The following is an 18,184-nucleotide window of genomic DNA, read 5'->3' as shown; positions in this document are numbered from 1 at the left end:
TTTTGTAAGAAAAAAGGGTAATTTTGAGTTAGTTTTTATAATTATAAAATCAACATAACCAAATTAATACAGGGGCTAACGGCAGAAAAATACAATTGTAACAATCAATAGAATTCTTACAAGTTTTCCAAAAGTTTTTGACAAAATCACTGACTTTTAAGGAGATCATACTGTTTTTACGCCCTAATATCCCCTAATATTTGGTAAGTCAGCTCATGCGAAAAAAATCTTTCTTAAAGGATTTGTACGCCCTTATTCCTATAGTGATTAGTGGGCTGCTTTGCATTGGACTCATCTTTCTACTTTGGCAAAAAGCAACTACAGTAACAGTCTTTCCGGAGCAATTAAAGGAATTTGCCACTATATTCATTAGTATAAGCGGTTTTCTATCGGCCATAATCATGGTGTATCTGGTGGCTTCTGCGCTTGGATTAAAAACCAGTAGAAATACAGCTATTGACAATTTGAGCAAGATCACACAAAAAATGCATGACTTTAGAACCATCGTAGAGCTCTTATTCCGTTCCAAATTATGGTTGCCCGGATTAAAAGAATACATCGATGACGAATTTGAAGGACTGACGTTCTTCGACGTCAAAGAATTTTATAAAGGCAAGTCGAAACTAGCCATCGAATTTTTACAAGAGCACAATAATTATAACGATACCGAGCAGCTGTATTTAGAGCTCAAATCGCTTCTAATGACGAGCCCGAAAGACAAACGAATTCCTGAAAACATATCCTACCCAAATGTCTATAATCAGGATATTGTTACCAAATGGTTAGAACATAAGTGCGGCTCCGGGTTGTGGTACTATTTCGGCTATAAATACGGTGCTTTTAAAGAATCGTTGGACTTGGATGCGGTGTACGAACGCCATCAGGAAAAAATAATGACCCTGGCCAACACCATAGATAGTGAAGCCTTTGAGGACTCATCGTTCAACGAAGTATTTTTGTCGAAACTAGGGGAGTATATGAACAAGGAAGTGATTCCGAAGCTATTTCAATTTCAAGGACAAGTAAGTTCTGCATTACCGCCCATACTAAAATACCTCTACGGAGTTTTTTTGTCACTCGTACTATTTGGGGTCTTATTACCACTGTTATCGTTGCTTTTCGACCTACCGGTACTAACACTCATTATAAGTTATGCATTTGTAATAAGCATTGTCTTTTTGGTAGCCACAACCTTCTATCAATTCATTTCTCGAGAAGTGAGTAATTAGCCTCCCAATTGTTGATGAAAATTTAAAAGGTTGCATTACATTGAGTTCTAAATTTTCATTGCAATTGAGTACCTTTGCAAACTATGGCAAAAAATGAAGATGTAATCGAAGTTCTTGGCGCCAGAGTGCACAATTTAAAGAACATCGATGTTACTATCCCCAGAGAAAAATTAGTAGTAATTACCGGCCTTTCCGGTAGTGGAAAATCTTCTTTAGCCTTCGATACCATTTATGCAGAAGGCCAACGGCGTTATATTGAAACTTTCTCGGCCTACGCTCGCCAATTTCTTGGTAGTCTCGAAAGACCCGATGTAGATAAAATCGATGGGCTTTCTCCCGTTATCGCCATAGAGCAAAAAACGACAAGTCGCAGTCCGCGCTCTACCGTAGGTACCATAACCGAGATCTATGACTTTTTGCGCTTGTTATATGCCAGAGCCAGTGATGCCTATAGCTATAACACGGGTAAAAAAATGGTGAGCTATAGCGACGAACAAATAAAACAGCTTATACTCGATGATTTCGACGGCAAAAAAGTAAGTATACTCGCCCCTGTAGTTCGATCGAGAAAAGGGCACTACCGAGAGTTGTTCGAACAAATCGCAAAGCAAGGATTTCTAAAAGTTCGCGTTGATGGTGAGGTATTAGACTTGATCAAAGGCATGAAGATCGATCGGTACAAGACCCACGATATCGAGATCGTTGTAGATCGATTAAAGATAAGCGACAAAGAAGATACCGGTAAACGCTTGAGTGAAAGTATTGTCACGGCCATGTATCACGGTGATGACGTCCTAATGGTGCTGGATAACGATACCAACGAGGTTCGGTTCTTTAGTCGATCGCTCATGTGTCCTAGCAGTGGTATCTCCTATCCTAATCCTGAGCCTAACAATTTTTCATTCAATTCGCCAAAGGGGATGTGCCCAAACTGTAAAGGCCTAGGCACGCTCTATGAGGTAAATCTCGACAAGATCGTTCCAGACCCTAAGTTATCGATAAAACAAGGGGCATTGGCACCACATGGGCCCCAAAAAAGCAATTGGATCTTTAAACAATTGGAGTTGATCGCCGAACGCTATGAATTTAAGTTGACCGATCCGTTTAAGTCGATCCCTTCGGAAGCCAAAGAACTGATCTTCTACGGCGGAAACGAAAAATTTGAAGTCGCTTCCAAGACCTTAGGCATTACCAGAAAATATAAGATCGAGTTTGAAGGGGTTGCGACCTTCCTTCAAAATACCTTTGAAGCCAACGAATCGAAATCGCTTAAGCGTTGGGCTAAGGAATATATGAACAAGGTCTCTTGTCCCGAATGTGGCGGTTCACGACTTCGGAAGGAATCGTTGTACTTTAAAGTGAACGATAAGAATATCGCCGAATTGGCTCATATGGACGTTGTTGAGTTGGCACAATGGTTCGACAAGCTCGAAAAGAACCTAAGCGAAACACAACTGAAGATTGCTGCAGAAATCATTAAAGAAGTAAGAAGCCGATTGCAATTTTTGGTAGATGTTGGGCTTACCTATCTCGCACTGGATCGCAGTTCTAAATCCTTATCAGGTGGTGAAGCTCAGCGTATCCGATTAGCAACGCAAATTGGGTCGCAATTAGTAGGCGTACTATATATTTTAGATGAACCGAGTATTGGCTTGCACCAACGAGACAATCATAAATTAATAGAATCGCTCATCGCTTTGAAAGACATAGGGAATTCGGTCATTGTCGTCGAACACGATAAAGATATGATCGAACATGCCGATCATGTAATAGATATTGGTCCGGCAGCAGGTAAACACGGAGGTGAGATCGTTTCCGAAGGGAGTCCGAAAGAAATTTTAAAACACCATACCCTCACTGCAGATTACCTAAACGGTACCAAAGAGATCGAAATTCCGAAGAAAAGAAGAGAAGGTAACGGGCACACCTTGACCCTCTCGGGCTGTACGGGTAACAACCTAAAGAATGTCACCATAGACGTACCGATAGGTAAAATGATAGGCGTAACTGGAGTTTCGGGTAGCGGTAAGTCTACCCTGATAAATGAAACCCTCTACCCTATTTTGAATGCTCACTTCTTTAATGGCGTTAAAAAACCAATGCCTTATAAAAAGATCGAAGGCTTGGAACACCTAGACAAGGTGATCGACATAAACCAATCGCCCATTGGAAGAACTCCACGATCTAATCCTGCTACGTATACCGGGGTATTTTCAGAAATAAGGAGTCTGTTCGCCAAAGTTCCGGAAGCGATGATACGCGGGTATAAACCCGGTCGATTCAGCTTTAATGTTAAAGGAGGACGTTGTGAAACCTGTAAGGGAGGCGGTCTTCGTGTAATTGAAATGAACTTCCTACCCGATGTATATGTGGAGTGTGAAACATGTCAAGGAAAACGCTTCAATCGTGAGACCTTAGAAATTAGATACAAAGGCAAATCGATCTACGATGTGTTAGCAATGACCATCAACGAAGCCTGCGAGTTCTTTGAGTCCATTCCGAAGATATTCAGAAAACTTAAAACGATTCGGGATGTCGGATTAGGATACATCACCCTTGGGCAGCAATCAACGACCCTGTCCGGAGGAGAGGCGCAACGAATTAAATTGGCCACCGAACTGTCTAAACGAGATACCGGAAACACCTTTTATATCTTAGACGAACCAACGACCGGACTTCATTTTGAAGACATTCGCGTATTAATGCTAGTATTGAATAAACTGGTGGATAAAGGGAATACCGTTTTGATCATAGAACACAACTTAGATGTGATCAAGACCGTAGACCACATTATCGACATAGGTCCCGAGGGCGGTAAAAAAGGTGGTAAAGTAATGGTGACCGGAACCCCTGAAGAAATAATAACCGATAAAAAGAGCTATACGGCACAGTTCCTCAAAAAAGAATTACTTTAGCGGGGTTTGAGCGAAACGTATAATGACTACTGAACATGAGAAACGAACGAACACATAAAAACTGGAATGAAGTAAAAACGAACGACTCTTGGGCGATCTTCAAGATCATGGGAGAGTTTGTTAATGGCTATGAAAAAATGAGCCGAATTGGCCCGTGTGTTTCAATATTTGGATCGGCGCGTACCAAGCCGGACCATAAATATTATAAATTAGCCGAGAGCATCGCAAAAAAGATCACCGAACATGGTTACGGAGTTATTACCGGTGGTGGCCCGGGTATCATGGAAGCCGGTAATAAAGGTGCGCATTTAGCGGGTGGAACTTCAGTTGGATTAAATATTACGCTGCCTTTTGAGCAACACGACAACCCGTATATAGATAGCGACAAAAGTATCGATTTCGACTACTTCTTTGTGAGAAAGGTAATGTTCGTGAAATACTCTCAAGGATTTGTAGTAATGCCTGGAGGTTTTGGAACTTTAGATGAATTCTTTGAAGCTTTTACCTTAATACAAACACATAAGATAGATGCTTTTCCACTTATCCTAGTTGGGACCGAATTCTGGACCGGACTAATGGATTGGATTAAAGGTACACTTCTTGAGGCGAATAATAATATTAGTCCGGGTGATCTCGATCTTGTTCATTTGGTCGACACCGAAGATGAAGTGCTTGAGATCCTCAATAACTTCTATGAAAAACGAAATATGAGCCCTAATTTTTAGAATACCTTATCCCCTATTTTCATGTTTAAAAAAATAAGTCTTTTGGTTTTTCTGTTGCTAAGCAGCTCGCTCATAGCACAGGATGTAATAAAAACCATGTTCTATAATTTATTGGAATTCCCCACCGCATCTCCAGGTAGCCGCGATCAGATCTTGCAGAACATACTCAACGAGTACGATCCCGATATCTTTATGGTTTGCGAACTCGAGAACGAAGCAGGGGCCGATCAAATTCTCAATATATCATTAAACGATGAAGGCATCGATTATAAACGAGTTCCTTTTGTGCTCAACACGTCGGGAGACTCAAATCTTCAGCAGCTTATTTATTATCGCAATGGCATGTTCGAGGTTGAAACGACCGAGATCATTAGAACCGATGTGCGAGATATTAACCGTTATCAGTTGCGTATTAATACCACCGACAATGATGTAGATCCTTTGTTTGTTGATATTTACGTGTCGCACCTGAAATCAAGTCAAGGAAGTTCCAATGAGGCTAAACGACTAGAAATGGTGACCGAATTCACAAACAGCCTTAGTTCGTTAGATCCCAACTCCTTTGTAATTTTTGCAGGAGACCTAAATGTATACGACGCCGACGAACCGGCCTATGTAGAATTGCTCGATCCTACTAATGCGATCACTTTGGCCGATCCTATAGATCGCCCAGGTGACTGGAACAACAATATTGCGTTTCAAGACATTCATACGCAAAGTACGCGCGTTAGTGCCGGACCCTTTGGAGCCGGAGCAGGCGGCGGGCTAGACGATCGATTCGATTTTATACTTGTATCAGAAAATATGATGACCGACCCTAAGCTGCGCTATATTCCCGATACGTATAAATCCTTCGGAAACAATGGTAATTGTTTTAATATGGATATTAGTGATGCGAACTGTACCGGACCTTTTGGACAACAGCTTCGGAATAACTTGTTTAGTATGAGTGATCACCTTCCCGTGGTCATGCAACTGGAAACCAACAAACAGATCATCTTAAATACTGCGGAAGTTGCTACTGAAGCATACTTTCAGCTTGATAATACAATAGTTTCAGAAACAATACGGCTAAAAATGTCTGCTCAAGTTATAGAACCTGTTTCCATTCAGATCTTTAGTGTTCTAGGACAAGAAGTGATGTACATCCCTGCTGTAGATGAAACATACACAACCATAGATGTTTCGGCATTGCCCACCGGCATTTATTATCTTAAAACAAACCTGCCTTCACATCAACCTTTAAAATTTCTAAAAACTTCTTGATCGGTCGCAAGCTCATATTTGCTCTTTTGTGCATGTTGGCATTTGTTACGAATGCACAACACGCTATTACTATAGACGCGAACGTAGTGCCGGAGGAAGGTACAATGAATATTCAGCAAGAGATCGTGTATGTAAACACTTCTAGCGATACGTTGCATGAGCTCTATCTAAACGATTGGCCTAACAGTTTTTCAAGCAAGACCACACCCTTAGCCAAACGATTTGCAGAAAACTACGACAGTTCCTTTCATTTTGAAAAGAAAAAAGATCGTGGCCGAACGACAATTTCAGGTTTTACGACAACCGCAAATAGCTCTTTAGATTGGGAGCGAGGCGTAGCGGCCGACATCATTCGTGTAGACCTAAATACCCCATTATTGCCAGGTGAATCCTATACATTTACGGCTCGTTACAGCGTGAAGTATCCGGATGATAAGTTTACGCGTTATGGCGTAACGAACAAAGTTGATTTTAGATTAAAGTATTGGCACCTCTCCCCTGCCGTATACGACGGCACATGGCATGCATACAGCAATAAGAACACCAACGATCTATATACGTATCCTACAAACTTTTCAATACGCTTAAATTATCCAACGACCTATACCTTGGCAAGCAATCTCGATGTCAAATCACAAGCACAGCAAGGGGATTCTTCTGTAGCCGTATTAGAAGGAGAGAATAGAACCAATGTCTTGCTTCATTTAGAACGAAAACCCACCTTCGAGACTATAGAGACCGATAAGTTCTCGGTAGTGACAAACCTAACCGACGAAAAGGTGTCTCCTACGATTCGGGCCTTGATGGTAGATCGTGTAGTGCATTTTTTAGATTCAAAGTTAGGCCCATATCCTTTCGAGAAGATGCTAATTAGCGAAAGTGAATACAAGAACAGTCCGGTATATGGCCTAAACCAGTTGCCCAATTTTATTAGTCCGTTCCCGGATGGTTTCGAGTACGACATGGAGCAGCTAAAGACCATAACTCGAAATTATATAGAGAACACCGTCTTGGTACACCCAAGAGAAGAATATTGGTTGATCGGCGCCCTACAGATCTACTTAATGATGGAGTATGTGGATACTTTTTATCCAAATATGAAGATCATAGGTTCGTTAAGCGATTGGTGGGTAATTCGCTGGGCACATGCATCCGATCTGGAGTTTAATGACCAATATCCATTCCTGTATCTCAATATGGCACGGAACAACTTACACCAATCACTCGCAACGCCACGTGATTCTTTGGTCAAGTTTAATAAGAATATTGCGAGCGACTATTATGCAGGTAGTGGTTTACAATATCTTTCCGATTACCTCGGAAAAGCAACAGTTGAGAATAGTATCAAGCAGTTTTATTCTGAAAATAAAGGAAAACCGGTAACTGCAACTGCTTTTCAGAACGTATTAGAACAAAACAGCTCCTTACCCGTAAATTGGTTCTTTGAAGAGTATGTAGAAAAACGAACCGCTATCGATTTTAAGATCGACCGTGTTACCAAGCGGGGTGATTCCTTGGAGGTTCGTATCAAGAACAAACGCAACAACCGCATGCCGGTTTCCCTATACGGCCTTTCTAAAGACTCTATCGTTTATAAAAAATGGACCTCTCCTATCGACAGTTTAGAAACGGTTGTTATCCCTTCGGAAGGAGTACGACAACTGGCATTGAACTATGAAGCAGTGATACCTGAGTTCAATCAACGCAATAATTATAAAAAGGTAAACGGATTGTTTAATCGCCCAATACAATTCCGTTTATTTCAAGATGTCGAAGATCCAAAGTACAATCAATTGTTCTTTATGCCGATTTTTGAATACAATTTGTACGACGGACTTACCACCGGATTAAAATTGTACAATAAAACGGTTTTAACCAAAGGATTGGCCTATAAACTAGAGCCACAATTTGGATTCCGATCTAAGACTATTATTGGAAGTGGGTCCGTATCCTACACTCAAAATTTCCAAACAGAATCACTGTACGCCATTCGATATGGTATAGCGGGTAGTTATTATTCGTACAACGACGGCCTCTTCTATCGCAGGTATAGTCCGTATATGACCTTTGCCTTCAGAAACAAGGATTTACGCAACAACAAAAAAGAATTTATCAATATTCGAAATGTAAATGTGATTCGCGATGAGAATTTTGAAGATCCTAATCAAGATCCTAATTACAGCGTTTTCAATATGCAGTATGTGTACAGCAATCCTAATCTCATCAATTATTTTAGAGGCGAAGTAGATTATCAAATTTCGGCGAAATTCAGCAAGATATCTACCACCTTCGAGTACCGTAAATTGTTTTTGAACAACCGACAGTTGAACCTTCGTGCCTTTGCCGGAGTCTTCTTATTCAATGATACTCGCGAAGACGAAGACTTCTTTAGTTTCGCATTAGACCGCCCCACCGATTATCTATTCGATTACAATTACTACGGGAGAAGTGAAGATCAAGGATTGTTTAGTCAGCAGTTGATCATCGCAGAAGGTGGGTTTAAATCACAATTAGAACCAATGTTTGCGAACAGTTGGATCGCCACAGTAAATGCGAGCACTAACATCTGGAAATGGATCTATGCCTATGGCGATGCCGGGCTGGTACACAATAAAGGTCGAGGCACCAATGCGGTATTTGACACAGGCGTACGTTTAAGTCTGGTTGCCGATTACTTCGAATTGTATTTCCCGCTCTATTCAAATCTAGGTTGGGAACCGGGACTTCCCAATTACGATCAACGCATACGCTTTATCGTAACCTTGAGCCCGAGCACGCTATTAAGGCTCTTTACGAGGGAATGGTATTAATTTCTATGCTGAAAACTAATTCCACACCCCTTATATTTCCCTCGTTTTTGCTACTTTTGTAGTCCGAAATTTTGACACTATGCAAACAAATCCACAGACCAACAGCGAACTCTCTTTCGACGATTTTAAGGCCGAAGTTTTAAACGATTATAAAATAGCTGTAACGAGTCGCGAATGTAGTTTACTGGGACGCAGGGAAGTACTTACAGGAAAAGCAAAATTCGGGATCTTTGGTGACGGAAAAGAAGTCCCTCAATTGGCCTGGGCAAAAGCCTTTAAAAATGGAGATTGGCGAAGTGGTTATTACCGCGATCAAACCTTTATGATGGCCATTGGCAAGCTTAGCATTCAACAATTCTTCGCCGGATTGTATGCACACACCGATCTTAAAGCCGATCCAATGAGTGCAGGAAGACAAATGGGTGGGCATTTTGCAACGCATAGTTTAAATGAAGATGGAAGTTGGAAAAACTTAACAGCACAAAAGAACAGTAGTGCAGACATCTCTCCTACTGCCGGTCAAATGCCAAGACTTTTAGGACTCGCACAAGCATCCAAGATTTTTAGAAATGTAAAAGGAATAGAGAACAAAACACAATTCTCTATCAATGGAAACGAAGTTGCCTGGGGAACTATTGGAAATGCTAGCACGAGTGAAGGACTGTTTTGGGAAACGATTAATGCAGCCGGCGTGCTTCAAGTACCGATGGTAATGAGCGTATGGGATGACGAATACGGGATTTCGGTTCATGCACGTCATCAAACCACCAAAGAGAATATATCCGAAATACTAAAAGGGTTTCAACGAAACGACGACGAGAACGGATACGAAATTATTCGCGTAATAGGTTGGGACTACGCCGCCTTGATCGAAGCATATCAAAAAGCCGGTACCATTGCGAGAGAAGAACATGTACCGGTGCTTATTCATGTAAAAGAACTAACACAACCCCAAGGCCACAGTACGAGTGGGTCGCACGAGCGATACAAAAGTGAAGAGCGTCTTCAGTGGGAACGAGAGCACGACTGTAATGTTAAAATGCGCGAGTGGATTTTGGAGAATAATTTTGCTACTGAAGAGGAACTTTCCGAAGTAGAAAAAGGGATTAAGAAAGAGGTGCGTGACGGTAAAAAAGCAGCATGGGAAGCATTTTTGGCGCCCCAACGTCAAGAACAGAAAGAGGCAGTAACATTGCTTACCAATCTAGCCGAAAGTTCCCCAAACAAGAATTTTATAGAGAAGTTAAAGAACGAATTGGCTTCAGAAAAAGAACCGCTACGTCGTACAATTTTAGGAACTGCTAGAAAAGCGCTTCGATATGTGGTTTCTGAAAGTACTTCGGAAAAAAGACAATTGATCGATTGGATAGAAAATTATTTCGAAAACATTCAACCAAAGTACAGTGCACATTTGTATTCTGAAGCATCGAACAATGCGACAACAGTTGCTCCTATTGCACCTACTTACGCAGACGATGCAGAAGAAGTAGATGCACGAGTTGTGTTACGAGATAATTTTGATGCGATATTCGACAAGCATCCCGAAGCACTCATCTTTGGTGAAGATTCCGGGAATATTGGAGATGTAAATCAAGGACTTGAAGGCCTACAAGAAAAGTATGGTGAATTGAGAATAGCCGATGCCGGTATTCGTGAAGCCACTATTTTAGGGCAAGGCATTGGTATGGCAATGCGAGGCTTACGACCTATTGCCGAAATACAATACCTAGACTATATTTTATATTGTCTTCAAATAATGAGCGATGATCTGGTCACTGTACGGTATCGCACCAATGGAACACAAAAAGCACCGCTAATCGTTAGAACTCGCGGGCACCGTTTAGAAGGAATATGGCACAGTGGCTCACAAATGGGTGGATTGATCCATTTGTTACGAGGTATGTATATATTAGTGCCTAGAAATATGACCAAAGCAGCCGGATTCTACAATACACTGCTTGCGACCGATGAACCTGCGCTGATAGTAGAATGTTTGAACGGCTATCGACTTAAAGAAAAAATGCCTTCCAACCTTGGAGAGTTTAGAACTCCTATTGGCGTGGTGGAAACCATCAAGGAAGGTACAGATATTACATTGGTTTCCTACGGAAGCACCATACGAGTAGTAGAAGAAGCTGCCAAAGAATTACAACAAGTAGGTATTGATGCAGAGATCATCGATGTGCAATCGTTACTGCCATTGGATATTAACCACGACATGGTCGAAAGCGTGAAGAAGACCAATCGTTTATTGGTGATAGATGAAGATGTACCCGGTGGTGCTTCAGCCTATATCTTACAACATATTGTGGATACGCAAAACGGCTATAAATATTTAGACAGCAAGCCCGAAGCCCTAGCGGCAAAAGCGCACCGACCTGCCTATGGAACCGATGGGGATTATTTCTCTAAACCTTCTTCCGAAGACATCTTTGAGAAGGTCTATGCGATCATGCATGAGGTGGATCCGGAGAGCTTTCCGAAGTTAAGATAGTCATAAAGTGCTGTCAATTTTGGCGGAAACTCTGTATCTTATAGTGTAATTAATACATACGCTATGAGAACAATTATTACTTCAATCCTACTTTTTCTGTCGTGCACGGTTGGTATCAACGGACAAATTGCCGATCGTACTCAAACTACCATACCCGAATCGGAAGTTCCTGAAGCGGTCTTTATGAATCAGCAAGAATTGTTTCCGGACGGATTTATTACTGAATGGCAATTACAACGTGATTTTGATATGGCCGATAGCGATGCGGTTCGTTATATAGCGAAATTTACAGAAGCGAGCAATCCGGGATTCTCGGCTTCCTACTTACCCACCGGAGAACTTATTTTTTACTCGCAATTCATGCAAGCAGTAGAATTGCCCGAGACCATACAACTGCGTACTAGATCAGATTTTGGAGATTTTCAAATAGACTCGGCCAATTTTATAACAGTCTTTAATCCAAAGCGAGAAATTTACCGAATTCGATTGCGAGACAACAACCGACTAAAGCACGCCTATTACACGATTAACGCGGCGCCAATAGCCGAAGAATCCTTGCCGTTAGAACTGCGATTGTTCGACGAATAAACGACAGGAACAGTATGTAAATAGAGTTCAAAATAAAATTACAGGTGCTAAAATTTGGAATCTTCATATTATTTTCGGAATCTTTACAAAGAATCAAATAACAATTCAAGGGACATGTTTACCAACATCACAACTAATAATAACAATAATAACGGGATGCCTTAACAAGAACCTTGTCGAGATATATGGCCCGTCAGGTTTTTTACTTGACGGGCTTTTTTTTGTTCAAGATATAAATTAACTATAATCGTCGGAATCGAAATTGCGACATAAAACAAAATACTATGTGTGGAATTGTATGTGCTTTTAACTTGAAAGAATCGGCTGAGCAGCTGCGCCCGCAACTGCTGGCAATGTCGAAATGTATTCGGCATCGCGGTCCGGATTGGAGTGGTATTTATAGTACCGATAAAGCGATCATGGCGCATGAGCGTCTTGCGATCGTAGATCCTACTTCGGGCAAACAACCATTGTTTTCCGAAGATAAGAATCTAATACTGGCTGCTAACGGCGAGATCTATAACCACTTGGAGCTTCGGAAACAGTTTAAAGGCACTTATAATTTTCAAACAGCAAGCGACTGTGAAGTAATATTAGCGCTGTATAAAGACAAAGGTAATGCGTTCTTAGATGAGATGAACGGTATCTTCGGATTTGCGTTGTACGACGTAGAACAAGATCGATATCTAATAGCACGTGACCACATGGGAATTATACCACTTTATATGGGCTGGGATCAAAATGGAACCTTTTATGTTGCTTCGGAATTAAAGGCATTGGAAGGCGTGTGCACCAAGATCGAATTGTTCCCGCCGGGTCATTACTTAGACAGTGCTGAAGGAGTGCTCACCAAGTGGTATACCAGAGACTGGATGGAATATGATGCAGTAAAAGATAATGAGACTAGCATTAAAGCCTTGCGCCAAGCCTTAGAAGATGCGGTTCATCGCCAGTTAATGAGTGATGTTCCTTACGGCGTTTTACTATCCGGCGGTTTAGATTCATCGATCACCTCTGCCATTGCAAAAAAATATGCAGAAAAACGAATTGAAAGTGGCGACCAAGATAAAGCGTGGTGGCCTCAATTGCATTCATTTGCTATTGGTCTGGAAGGTTCTCCAGATTTGGCGGCCGCCAGAAAGGTAGCCAAACATCTAGATACGGTGCACCATGAGATAAAATTCACCATACAAGAAGGAATAGATGCGATACGTGATGTGATCTATCATTTGGAAACGTACGATATTACAACCGTTCGAGCTTCTACCCCAATGTACCTAATGGCCAGAGCAATTAAGGCCATGGGAATAAAAATGGTATTGAGCGGTGAAGGAAGTGATGAGATCTTTGGAGGTTATTTGTATTTCCACAAAGCACCTAACGCCGAGGAGTTTCACAAAGAAACAGTACGAAAATTAGATAAGTTGCACATGTACGATTGTCTTCGAGCGAACAAATCGTTAGCCTCATGGGGCATTGAAGGCAGGGTACCATTTCTAGATAAGGAATTTATGGACGTGGCGATGCGTATCAATCCTAAAGATAAAATGATTAATGGAGAACGAATGGAAAAATGGGTGCTTCGGAAAGCCTTTGAAGATATGCTACCCGAAAGCGTGGCGTGGCGACAAAAAGAACAATTTAGTGATGGAGTTGGCTACAGTTGGATCGATACATTGAAGGAGTTGGTAAATGAACAAGTAAGCGACGAACAAATGGCCAATGCACAATATCGCTTCCGCTTACAAACGCCAACCAGTAAAGAAGAGTTCTATTACCGATCTATTTTTGAAGAACACTTTCCCAGTGACACTGCTGCGCTAAGTGTGCCTTCTGTTCCCTCGGTAGCATGTAGTAGTCCCATCGCTCTAGAATGGGACGAAAGCTTTAAGAATATGAACGACCCCAGCGGTAGGGCTGTTGCCAATGTACATGACGATGCCTATGCAAAAAAATAAGTCGAATTGTTGTTGCTCCTAATAAGCAAAAGAATTTGTTAAACTACCCTAAAATTTTTAAAATTTTGGTGTTAAAGTGCGTTAAGCCATCCTTTTAAAAAATGTTCTATACCTATATTATGGTATGGAAAAGATATTAGTAGCAGGTGCAACAGGCACCACCGGAAATAAAGTAGTGAAACTATTAAAAGAATCGAACAAATATCAACCAGTGGCTATGATTAGAAACGAGTCGCAGCAAGATTCGTTTCGTTCACAAGAGGTTGATACCGTTATAGGCGATCTCACTCAAGATGTCTCACATACCACCAACGGAATTGATCGAGTCGTCTTTGCTGCTGGATCCGGCGGAAAGGACGTTGTCAATGTAGACCAAGAAGGGGCGAAAAAATTGATCGATGCTTCAAAAAAAGATCGCATTAAAAAATTTGTCATGCTAAGTTCAATGGGAGCTGATGCCCCCGACGAAGCTACAGAGATCAAAGAATACCTACAGGCAAAGCACAATGCCGATCAATATTTAGATATTAGCGGACTTACATTTACGATCGTACGACCCGGATCACTTACTAACGAAGAGGGACTGGGAAAGATTAAGTTGGAGCACAAACTAAACGAAAGTGGTGAAATTCCTAGATGGGATGTCGCAAGAACCTTGGTACAAAGTCTGGATGACGAGGTTGCCAAAAATCAAGCTTTTGAGATCTTGAAAGGAGAAACCAAGATCGAAGATGCGGTATCAAACTTTCAAGTTCTATCGTAACAAAGTGTTGGCTTAAAAAAATTAAAACCGAAAGTACTTACTTTCGGTTTTTTTATTGATACTTATGGCAGCCACTTCTTATCGAAGTTTGGCTTTCGCTTTTCTAAAAAAGCGTCCCTGCCTTCCTTGGCTTCGTCGGTCATATAGGCCAATCGTGTTGCCTCGCCTGCAAAAACCTGTTGTCCTACCATACCATCATCTGTAAGGTTCATGGCAAATTTTAGCATTTTAATTGAGGTAGGTGATTTTGCTAGTATTTCTTGGGCCCATTGAAAAGCAGTTGCTTCCAGATCTTTATGAGGAACAACGGCATTTACCATACCCATCTCGTAGGCTTCTTGTGCGCTGTAATTCCTTCCGAGGAAAAAGATCTCGCGTGCGCGCTTCTGCCCTACCATCTTTGCAAGATAGGCGCTTCCGTAGCCACCATCGAAACTAGTTACATCGGCATCGGTCTGTTTAAAGATGGCATGCTCTTTACTCGCTAAGGTCATATCGCAAACAACATGCAAACTATGTCCTCCCCCTACTGCCCAACCCGGGACCACACAAAGTACCGCTTTGGGCATAAAACGAATGAGTCGTTGTACATCGAGAATATTTAGCCGGTGATACCCATCATCACCCACATATCCTTGGTGTCCTCTTGCTTTTTGATCGCCACCACTACAAAAACTGTAAACACCATCTTTTGAGGAAGGTCCTTCGGCCGATAAAAGTACCACCCCAATACTGGTATCTTCTTGAGCATCGTGAAAAGCATCTAATAACTCTGAAGTCGTCTTGGGGCGAAACGCATTGCGTACATCGGGTCGATTAAATGCTATACGTGCGACACCGTCACATTTTTTATAGGTGATATCGGTATAATCTTTTACAGTTTTCCAGTTAGGTGTACTCATATTTCTTATTTTAGCGTAAAGATAGAATTTTGTTAATTATTTCTCATACTACAATCACGGTTATGCGCTACTTCGTTATTTTCTTCGGAATCTTTTTCGCACTTCAAACAGCAAGTGCTCAAGCACCTTATCAGTTCACCGAAGTGATCGGTCTTGAAGCGACACCTGTTATTAGTCAAGGTAGAACCGGAACTTGCTGGAGTTTTTCTACTTCTTCCTTTTTAGAATCTGAGATCATTCGTCTCACCGGAAAACAGATCGACCTTTCAGAAATGTATACCGTACGTAATACCTACCCTAAAAAAGCCGAGAATTATGTGATGCGACAAGGAAAGGCTCAATTTAGCGAAGGTGGTTTGGCACATGATGTGATCAATTCGGTTACGACTTATGGGTTAGTACCACAACAAGCGTATAGCGGATTATTAAACAATGAGCGCAATCATAATCACGCCGAAATGGTAGCCGTATTAGATGCAATGCTTTCAACGTATATCGACAATCCGGGAAGAGCGCTAAGTAAAAAATGGCGAGCGGCTGTAGATGCTGTGCTGAATGTGTACCTCGGAAAGAACCCGGGTACATTTACGTATGAAGGCAGCCAATATACACCACAATCATTTTTAGAATTGACCCAATTGGAGCCGGCCGACTATATCACCATTACCTCATATACGCATGCTCCGTTTTATTCGCAATTCATCTTAAATATCCCGGACAACTGGAGCTATGGAAGTTTCTACAACGTGCCGCTAGATGAAATGATACATACCATAGATTCGGCCTTAGAAAACGGATACACTGTAGCATTAGATTGTGATGTGAGCGAACGAACTTTTTCTTCTAAAGATGGCGTAGCGGTGATTCCGAAGAACACAGAAAACAATATAAAGGCTTTACAAGGTATTTATCCGGAAATGAATATTACCCAAGAATACCGACAGGACGAGTTTGAGAATTACAATACCACAGATGACCATTTAATGCACATTACCGGTATGTTACGCGACCAGAATGGAACCAAATATTACAAAGTAAAAAATAGTTGGGGTACCGATGCCGATAGAAATGCTAATGGTGGATATGTGTACTTTAGCGAATCGTATATGCGTTTAAAGGCAATAAGTGTTATGGTACATAAAGACGCTGTACCCAAACCCACCGCTAAAAAATTAAATCTATAAATTGGCTTAAATTTTGATGTTTAAAATGCGATGAAAAAGTTAGTCTTCCTTTTATTCTTACTACCGGTCGTAGCCGTTTCTCAATACGATTTTGAAACGCGTTATTTTACCATCGATGCCAGTTCGCTCCCAGAAGTGGATGATCTGGTTTCTGTCTCTTTATTTAAAACACCTACCCCACTTAACTATAAGGTGCCCGATTTTAAAGTGAATGAGAATAATTATAGAACTCCGGTCGATATGATGACCGCCATTAGTGAAAAGGAGCGGTTCTTTAACAGAAAACAAGAATACGATGTCTCGGCCATCCAATCACAATACGTCGGTATTGGTGGTACTAAAATAGTAAGTGACGGAAAAACTACAGTAACCAATTCTGTATATAAAGAAGCCAGAGGCCTGCAATTGGTCGATCCCTGTCCACCGGTAGGGATATGCCCACGTTGTGCGCCATATAGAATTAGGCGCGGGTACTAAAGTACAGCTTAGAAATAATCTAAGATAGTTACACCAACTCGATCCCGTCGTCCTTAATAACGATCTGTTTTTCGCGATATAAGGTCCCGATTGCTTTCTTAAAGCTTTTCTTGCTCATTCCTAACTGATTTTTAATGGCTTCAGGATCCGATTTATCATGTAAGGGTAAAAATCCGCCGGCTGCTTTCAGCTCGTCATAAATAAAGTTAGCATTAGGTTCAATACTTCGGTAGCCTGGAGCTTGAAGTACCAGATCGATCTTATTATCGTGTCTTACCTTTTTTACAAATGCTTTTAAACGATCGCCGGTACGAATGTCTTCAAATATATCATCGATATAAATAAGCCCTTTGTGCTTTCCATTTATAATTGCGTTTGCACCTATTTCGGTAATATGTGTTACTAAAATATCTACTTCCTCAAATTTTTCTAAAGACACATCCTCATTACTCACGAACTTGTCGGTCTTGCTTGAACCAACCAATCGTTTTGTAAGTTCATCTAGGTAGAGGTACACCACGTACCAACTACCCACTTTCATAGGTCGCGCTTGTTCTTTAAAGGGTACGAATAATTGTTTCTCCACACCCCAATCCATAAAAGCACCGTATTTATTTACATCACTGCAGTGAAGATAGCCAAAGGTATTCAGCGTTAAAAAAGGTTCTAAGGTGGTTGCAATAGGTCGTTCTTCATTGTCCAAATAGACAAAGACACGCAACTCGTCTCCTATTTCGAAATTATCCGGTTTGTACTTATGTGGCAACAGTACCACATTTTCTTCATCATCGCCTAAATACAGCCCCGGATCTGTATCTCGTAATATTTTTAATGTATTGTATTCTCCTAATTTAATCATGTCAACAAAGGTAC

General features: G+C 41.2%; 13 protein-coding genes. 11 read left to right on the top strand and 2 right to left on the bottom strand.

The features are described 5' to 3' along the window. Nucleotides 1-215: 215 nt before the first annotated feature. From DWA30_RS05155 to DWA30_RS05115, 9 genes are all read left to right on the top strand, one after another. Nucleotides 216-1,229: a hypothetical protein gene (locus tag DWA30_RS05155; protein ID WP_114491471.1), complete on the top strand. Its 1,014-nt coding sequence runs from the start codon at nucleotides 216-218 to the stop codon at nucleotides 1,227-1,229. An 83-nt stretch (nucleotides 1,230-1,312) separates the two neighbouring features. Next, entirely contained in the window at nucleotides 1,313-4,144 is a 2,832-nt protein-coding gene (gene uvrA, locus DWA30_RS05150) for an excinuclease ABC subunit UvrA (RefSeq protein ID WP_114491470.1), read from the top strand. A gap of 35 nt (nucleotides 4,145-4,179) precedes the next feature. Beyond that, complete coding sequence (locus DWA30_RS05145) at nucleotides 4,180-4,869, top strand: LOG family protein (RefSeq protein ID WP_114491469.1); 690 nt, start codon at nucleotides 4,180-4,182, stop codon at nucleotides 4,867-4,869. A 21-nt stretch (nucleotides 4,870-4,890) separates the two neighbouring features. After that, entirely contained in the window at nucleotides 4,891-6,135 is a 1,245-nt protein-coding gene (locus tag DWA30_RS05140; RefSeq protein WP_114491468.1) for a T9SS type A sorting domain-containing protein, read from the top strand. 32 nt (nucleotides 6,136-6,167) lie between these two features. Then, nucleotides 6,168-8,945, top strand: a complete 2,778-nt coding sequence (locus DWA30_RS05135) for a gluzincin family metallopeptidase (protein WP_168421739.1) — start codon at nucleotides 6,168-6,170, stop codon at nucleotides 8,943-8,945. A 79-nt stretch (nucleotides 8,946-9,024) separates the two neighbouring features. Beyond that, nucleotides 9,025-11,439 carry an alpha-ketoacid dehydrogenase subunit alpha/beta gene (locus tag DWA30_RS05130; RefSeq protein ID WP_114491466.1) on the top strand — a complete coding sequence of 805 codons (2,415 nt, stop codon included), beginning with the start codon at nucleotides 9,025-9,027 and terminating at the stop codon, nucleotides 11,437-11,439. Between the two features lie 63 nt (nucleotides 11,440-11,502). Then, nucleotides 11,503-12,027 (top strand): hypothetical protein, encoded by a 525-nt coding sequence (locus DWA30_RS05125; RefSeq protein WP_114491465.1) that lies wholly within the window; start codon nucleotides 11,503-11,505, stop codon nucleotides 12,025-12,027. A gap of 284 nt (nucleotides 12,028-12,311) precedes the next feature. Beyond that, nucleotides 12,312-13,985: an asparagine synthase B gene (gene asnB / locus DWA30_RS05120; RefSeq protein ID WP_114491464.1), complete on the top strand. Its 1,674-nt coding sequence runs from the start codon at nucleotides 12,312-12,314 to the stop codon at nucleotides 13,983-13,985. Between the two features lie 124 nt (nucleotides 13,986-14,109). Continuing rightward, nucleotides 14,110-14,748 carry an SDR family oxidoreductase gene (locus DWA30_RS05115; protein WP_114491463.1) on the top strand — a complete coding sequence of 213 codons (639 nt, stop codon included), beginning with the start codon at nucleotides 14,110-14,112 and terminating at the stop codon, nucleotides 14,746-14,748. 62 nt (nucleotides 14,749-14,810) lie between these two features. Here the strand turns inward: DWA30_RS05115 and DWA30_RS05110 are convergent, their stop codons facing one another. Continuing rightward, nucleotides 14,811-15,650, bottom strand: coding sequence for a 1,4-dihydroxy-2-naphthoyl-CoA synthase (locus DWA30_RS05110; protein WP_114491462.1), 840 nt, complete (start codon nucleotides 15,648-15,650; stop codon nucleotides 14,811-14,813). A 62-nt stretch (nucleotides 15,651-15,712) separates the two neighbouring features. On the opposite strand from DWA30_RS05110, the gene DWA30_RS05105 reads away from it, so the two are divergent. Together DWA30_RS05105 and DWA30_RS05100 are read left to right on the top strand one after the other, a co-directional pair. Next, complete coding sequence (locus DWA30_RS05105; protein WP_114491461.1) at nucleotides 15,713-16,834, top strand: C1 family peptidase; 1,122 nt, start codon at nucleotides 15,713-15,715, stop codon at nucleotides 16,832-16,834. A gap of 30 nt (nucleotides 16,835-16,864) precedes the next feature. Beyond that, nucleotides 16,865-17,311, top strand: a complete 447-nt coding sequence (locus DWA30_RS05100) for a hypothetical protein (RefSeq protein ID WP_114491460.1) — start codon at nucleotides 16,865-16,867, stop codon at nucleotides 17,309-17,311. Between the two features lie 28 nt (nucleotides 17,312-17,339). On the opposite strand, the gene DWA30_RS05095 is transcribed toward DWA30_RS05100, so the two are convergent. Then, entirely contained in the window at nucleotides 17,340-18,170 is an 831-nt protein-coding gene (locus tag DWA30_RS05095; RefSeq protein ID WP_114491472.1) for a CvfB family protein, read from the bottom strand. Nucleotides 18,171-18,184: the final 14 nt, after the last annotated feature.

The organism is Candidatus Ulvibacter alkanivorans (assembly GCF_003333325.1).
GTDB classification, from domain to species: Bacteria; Bacteroidota; Bacteroidia; order Flavobacteriales; family Flavobacteriaceae; genus Ulvibacter_A; species Ulvibacter_A alkanivorans.
This window is presented reverse-complemented; position numbering and strand designations above follow the sequence as displayed.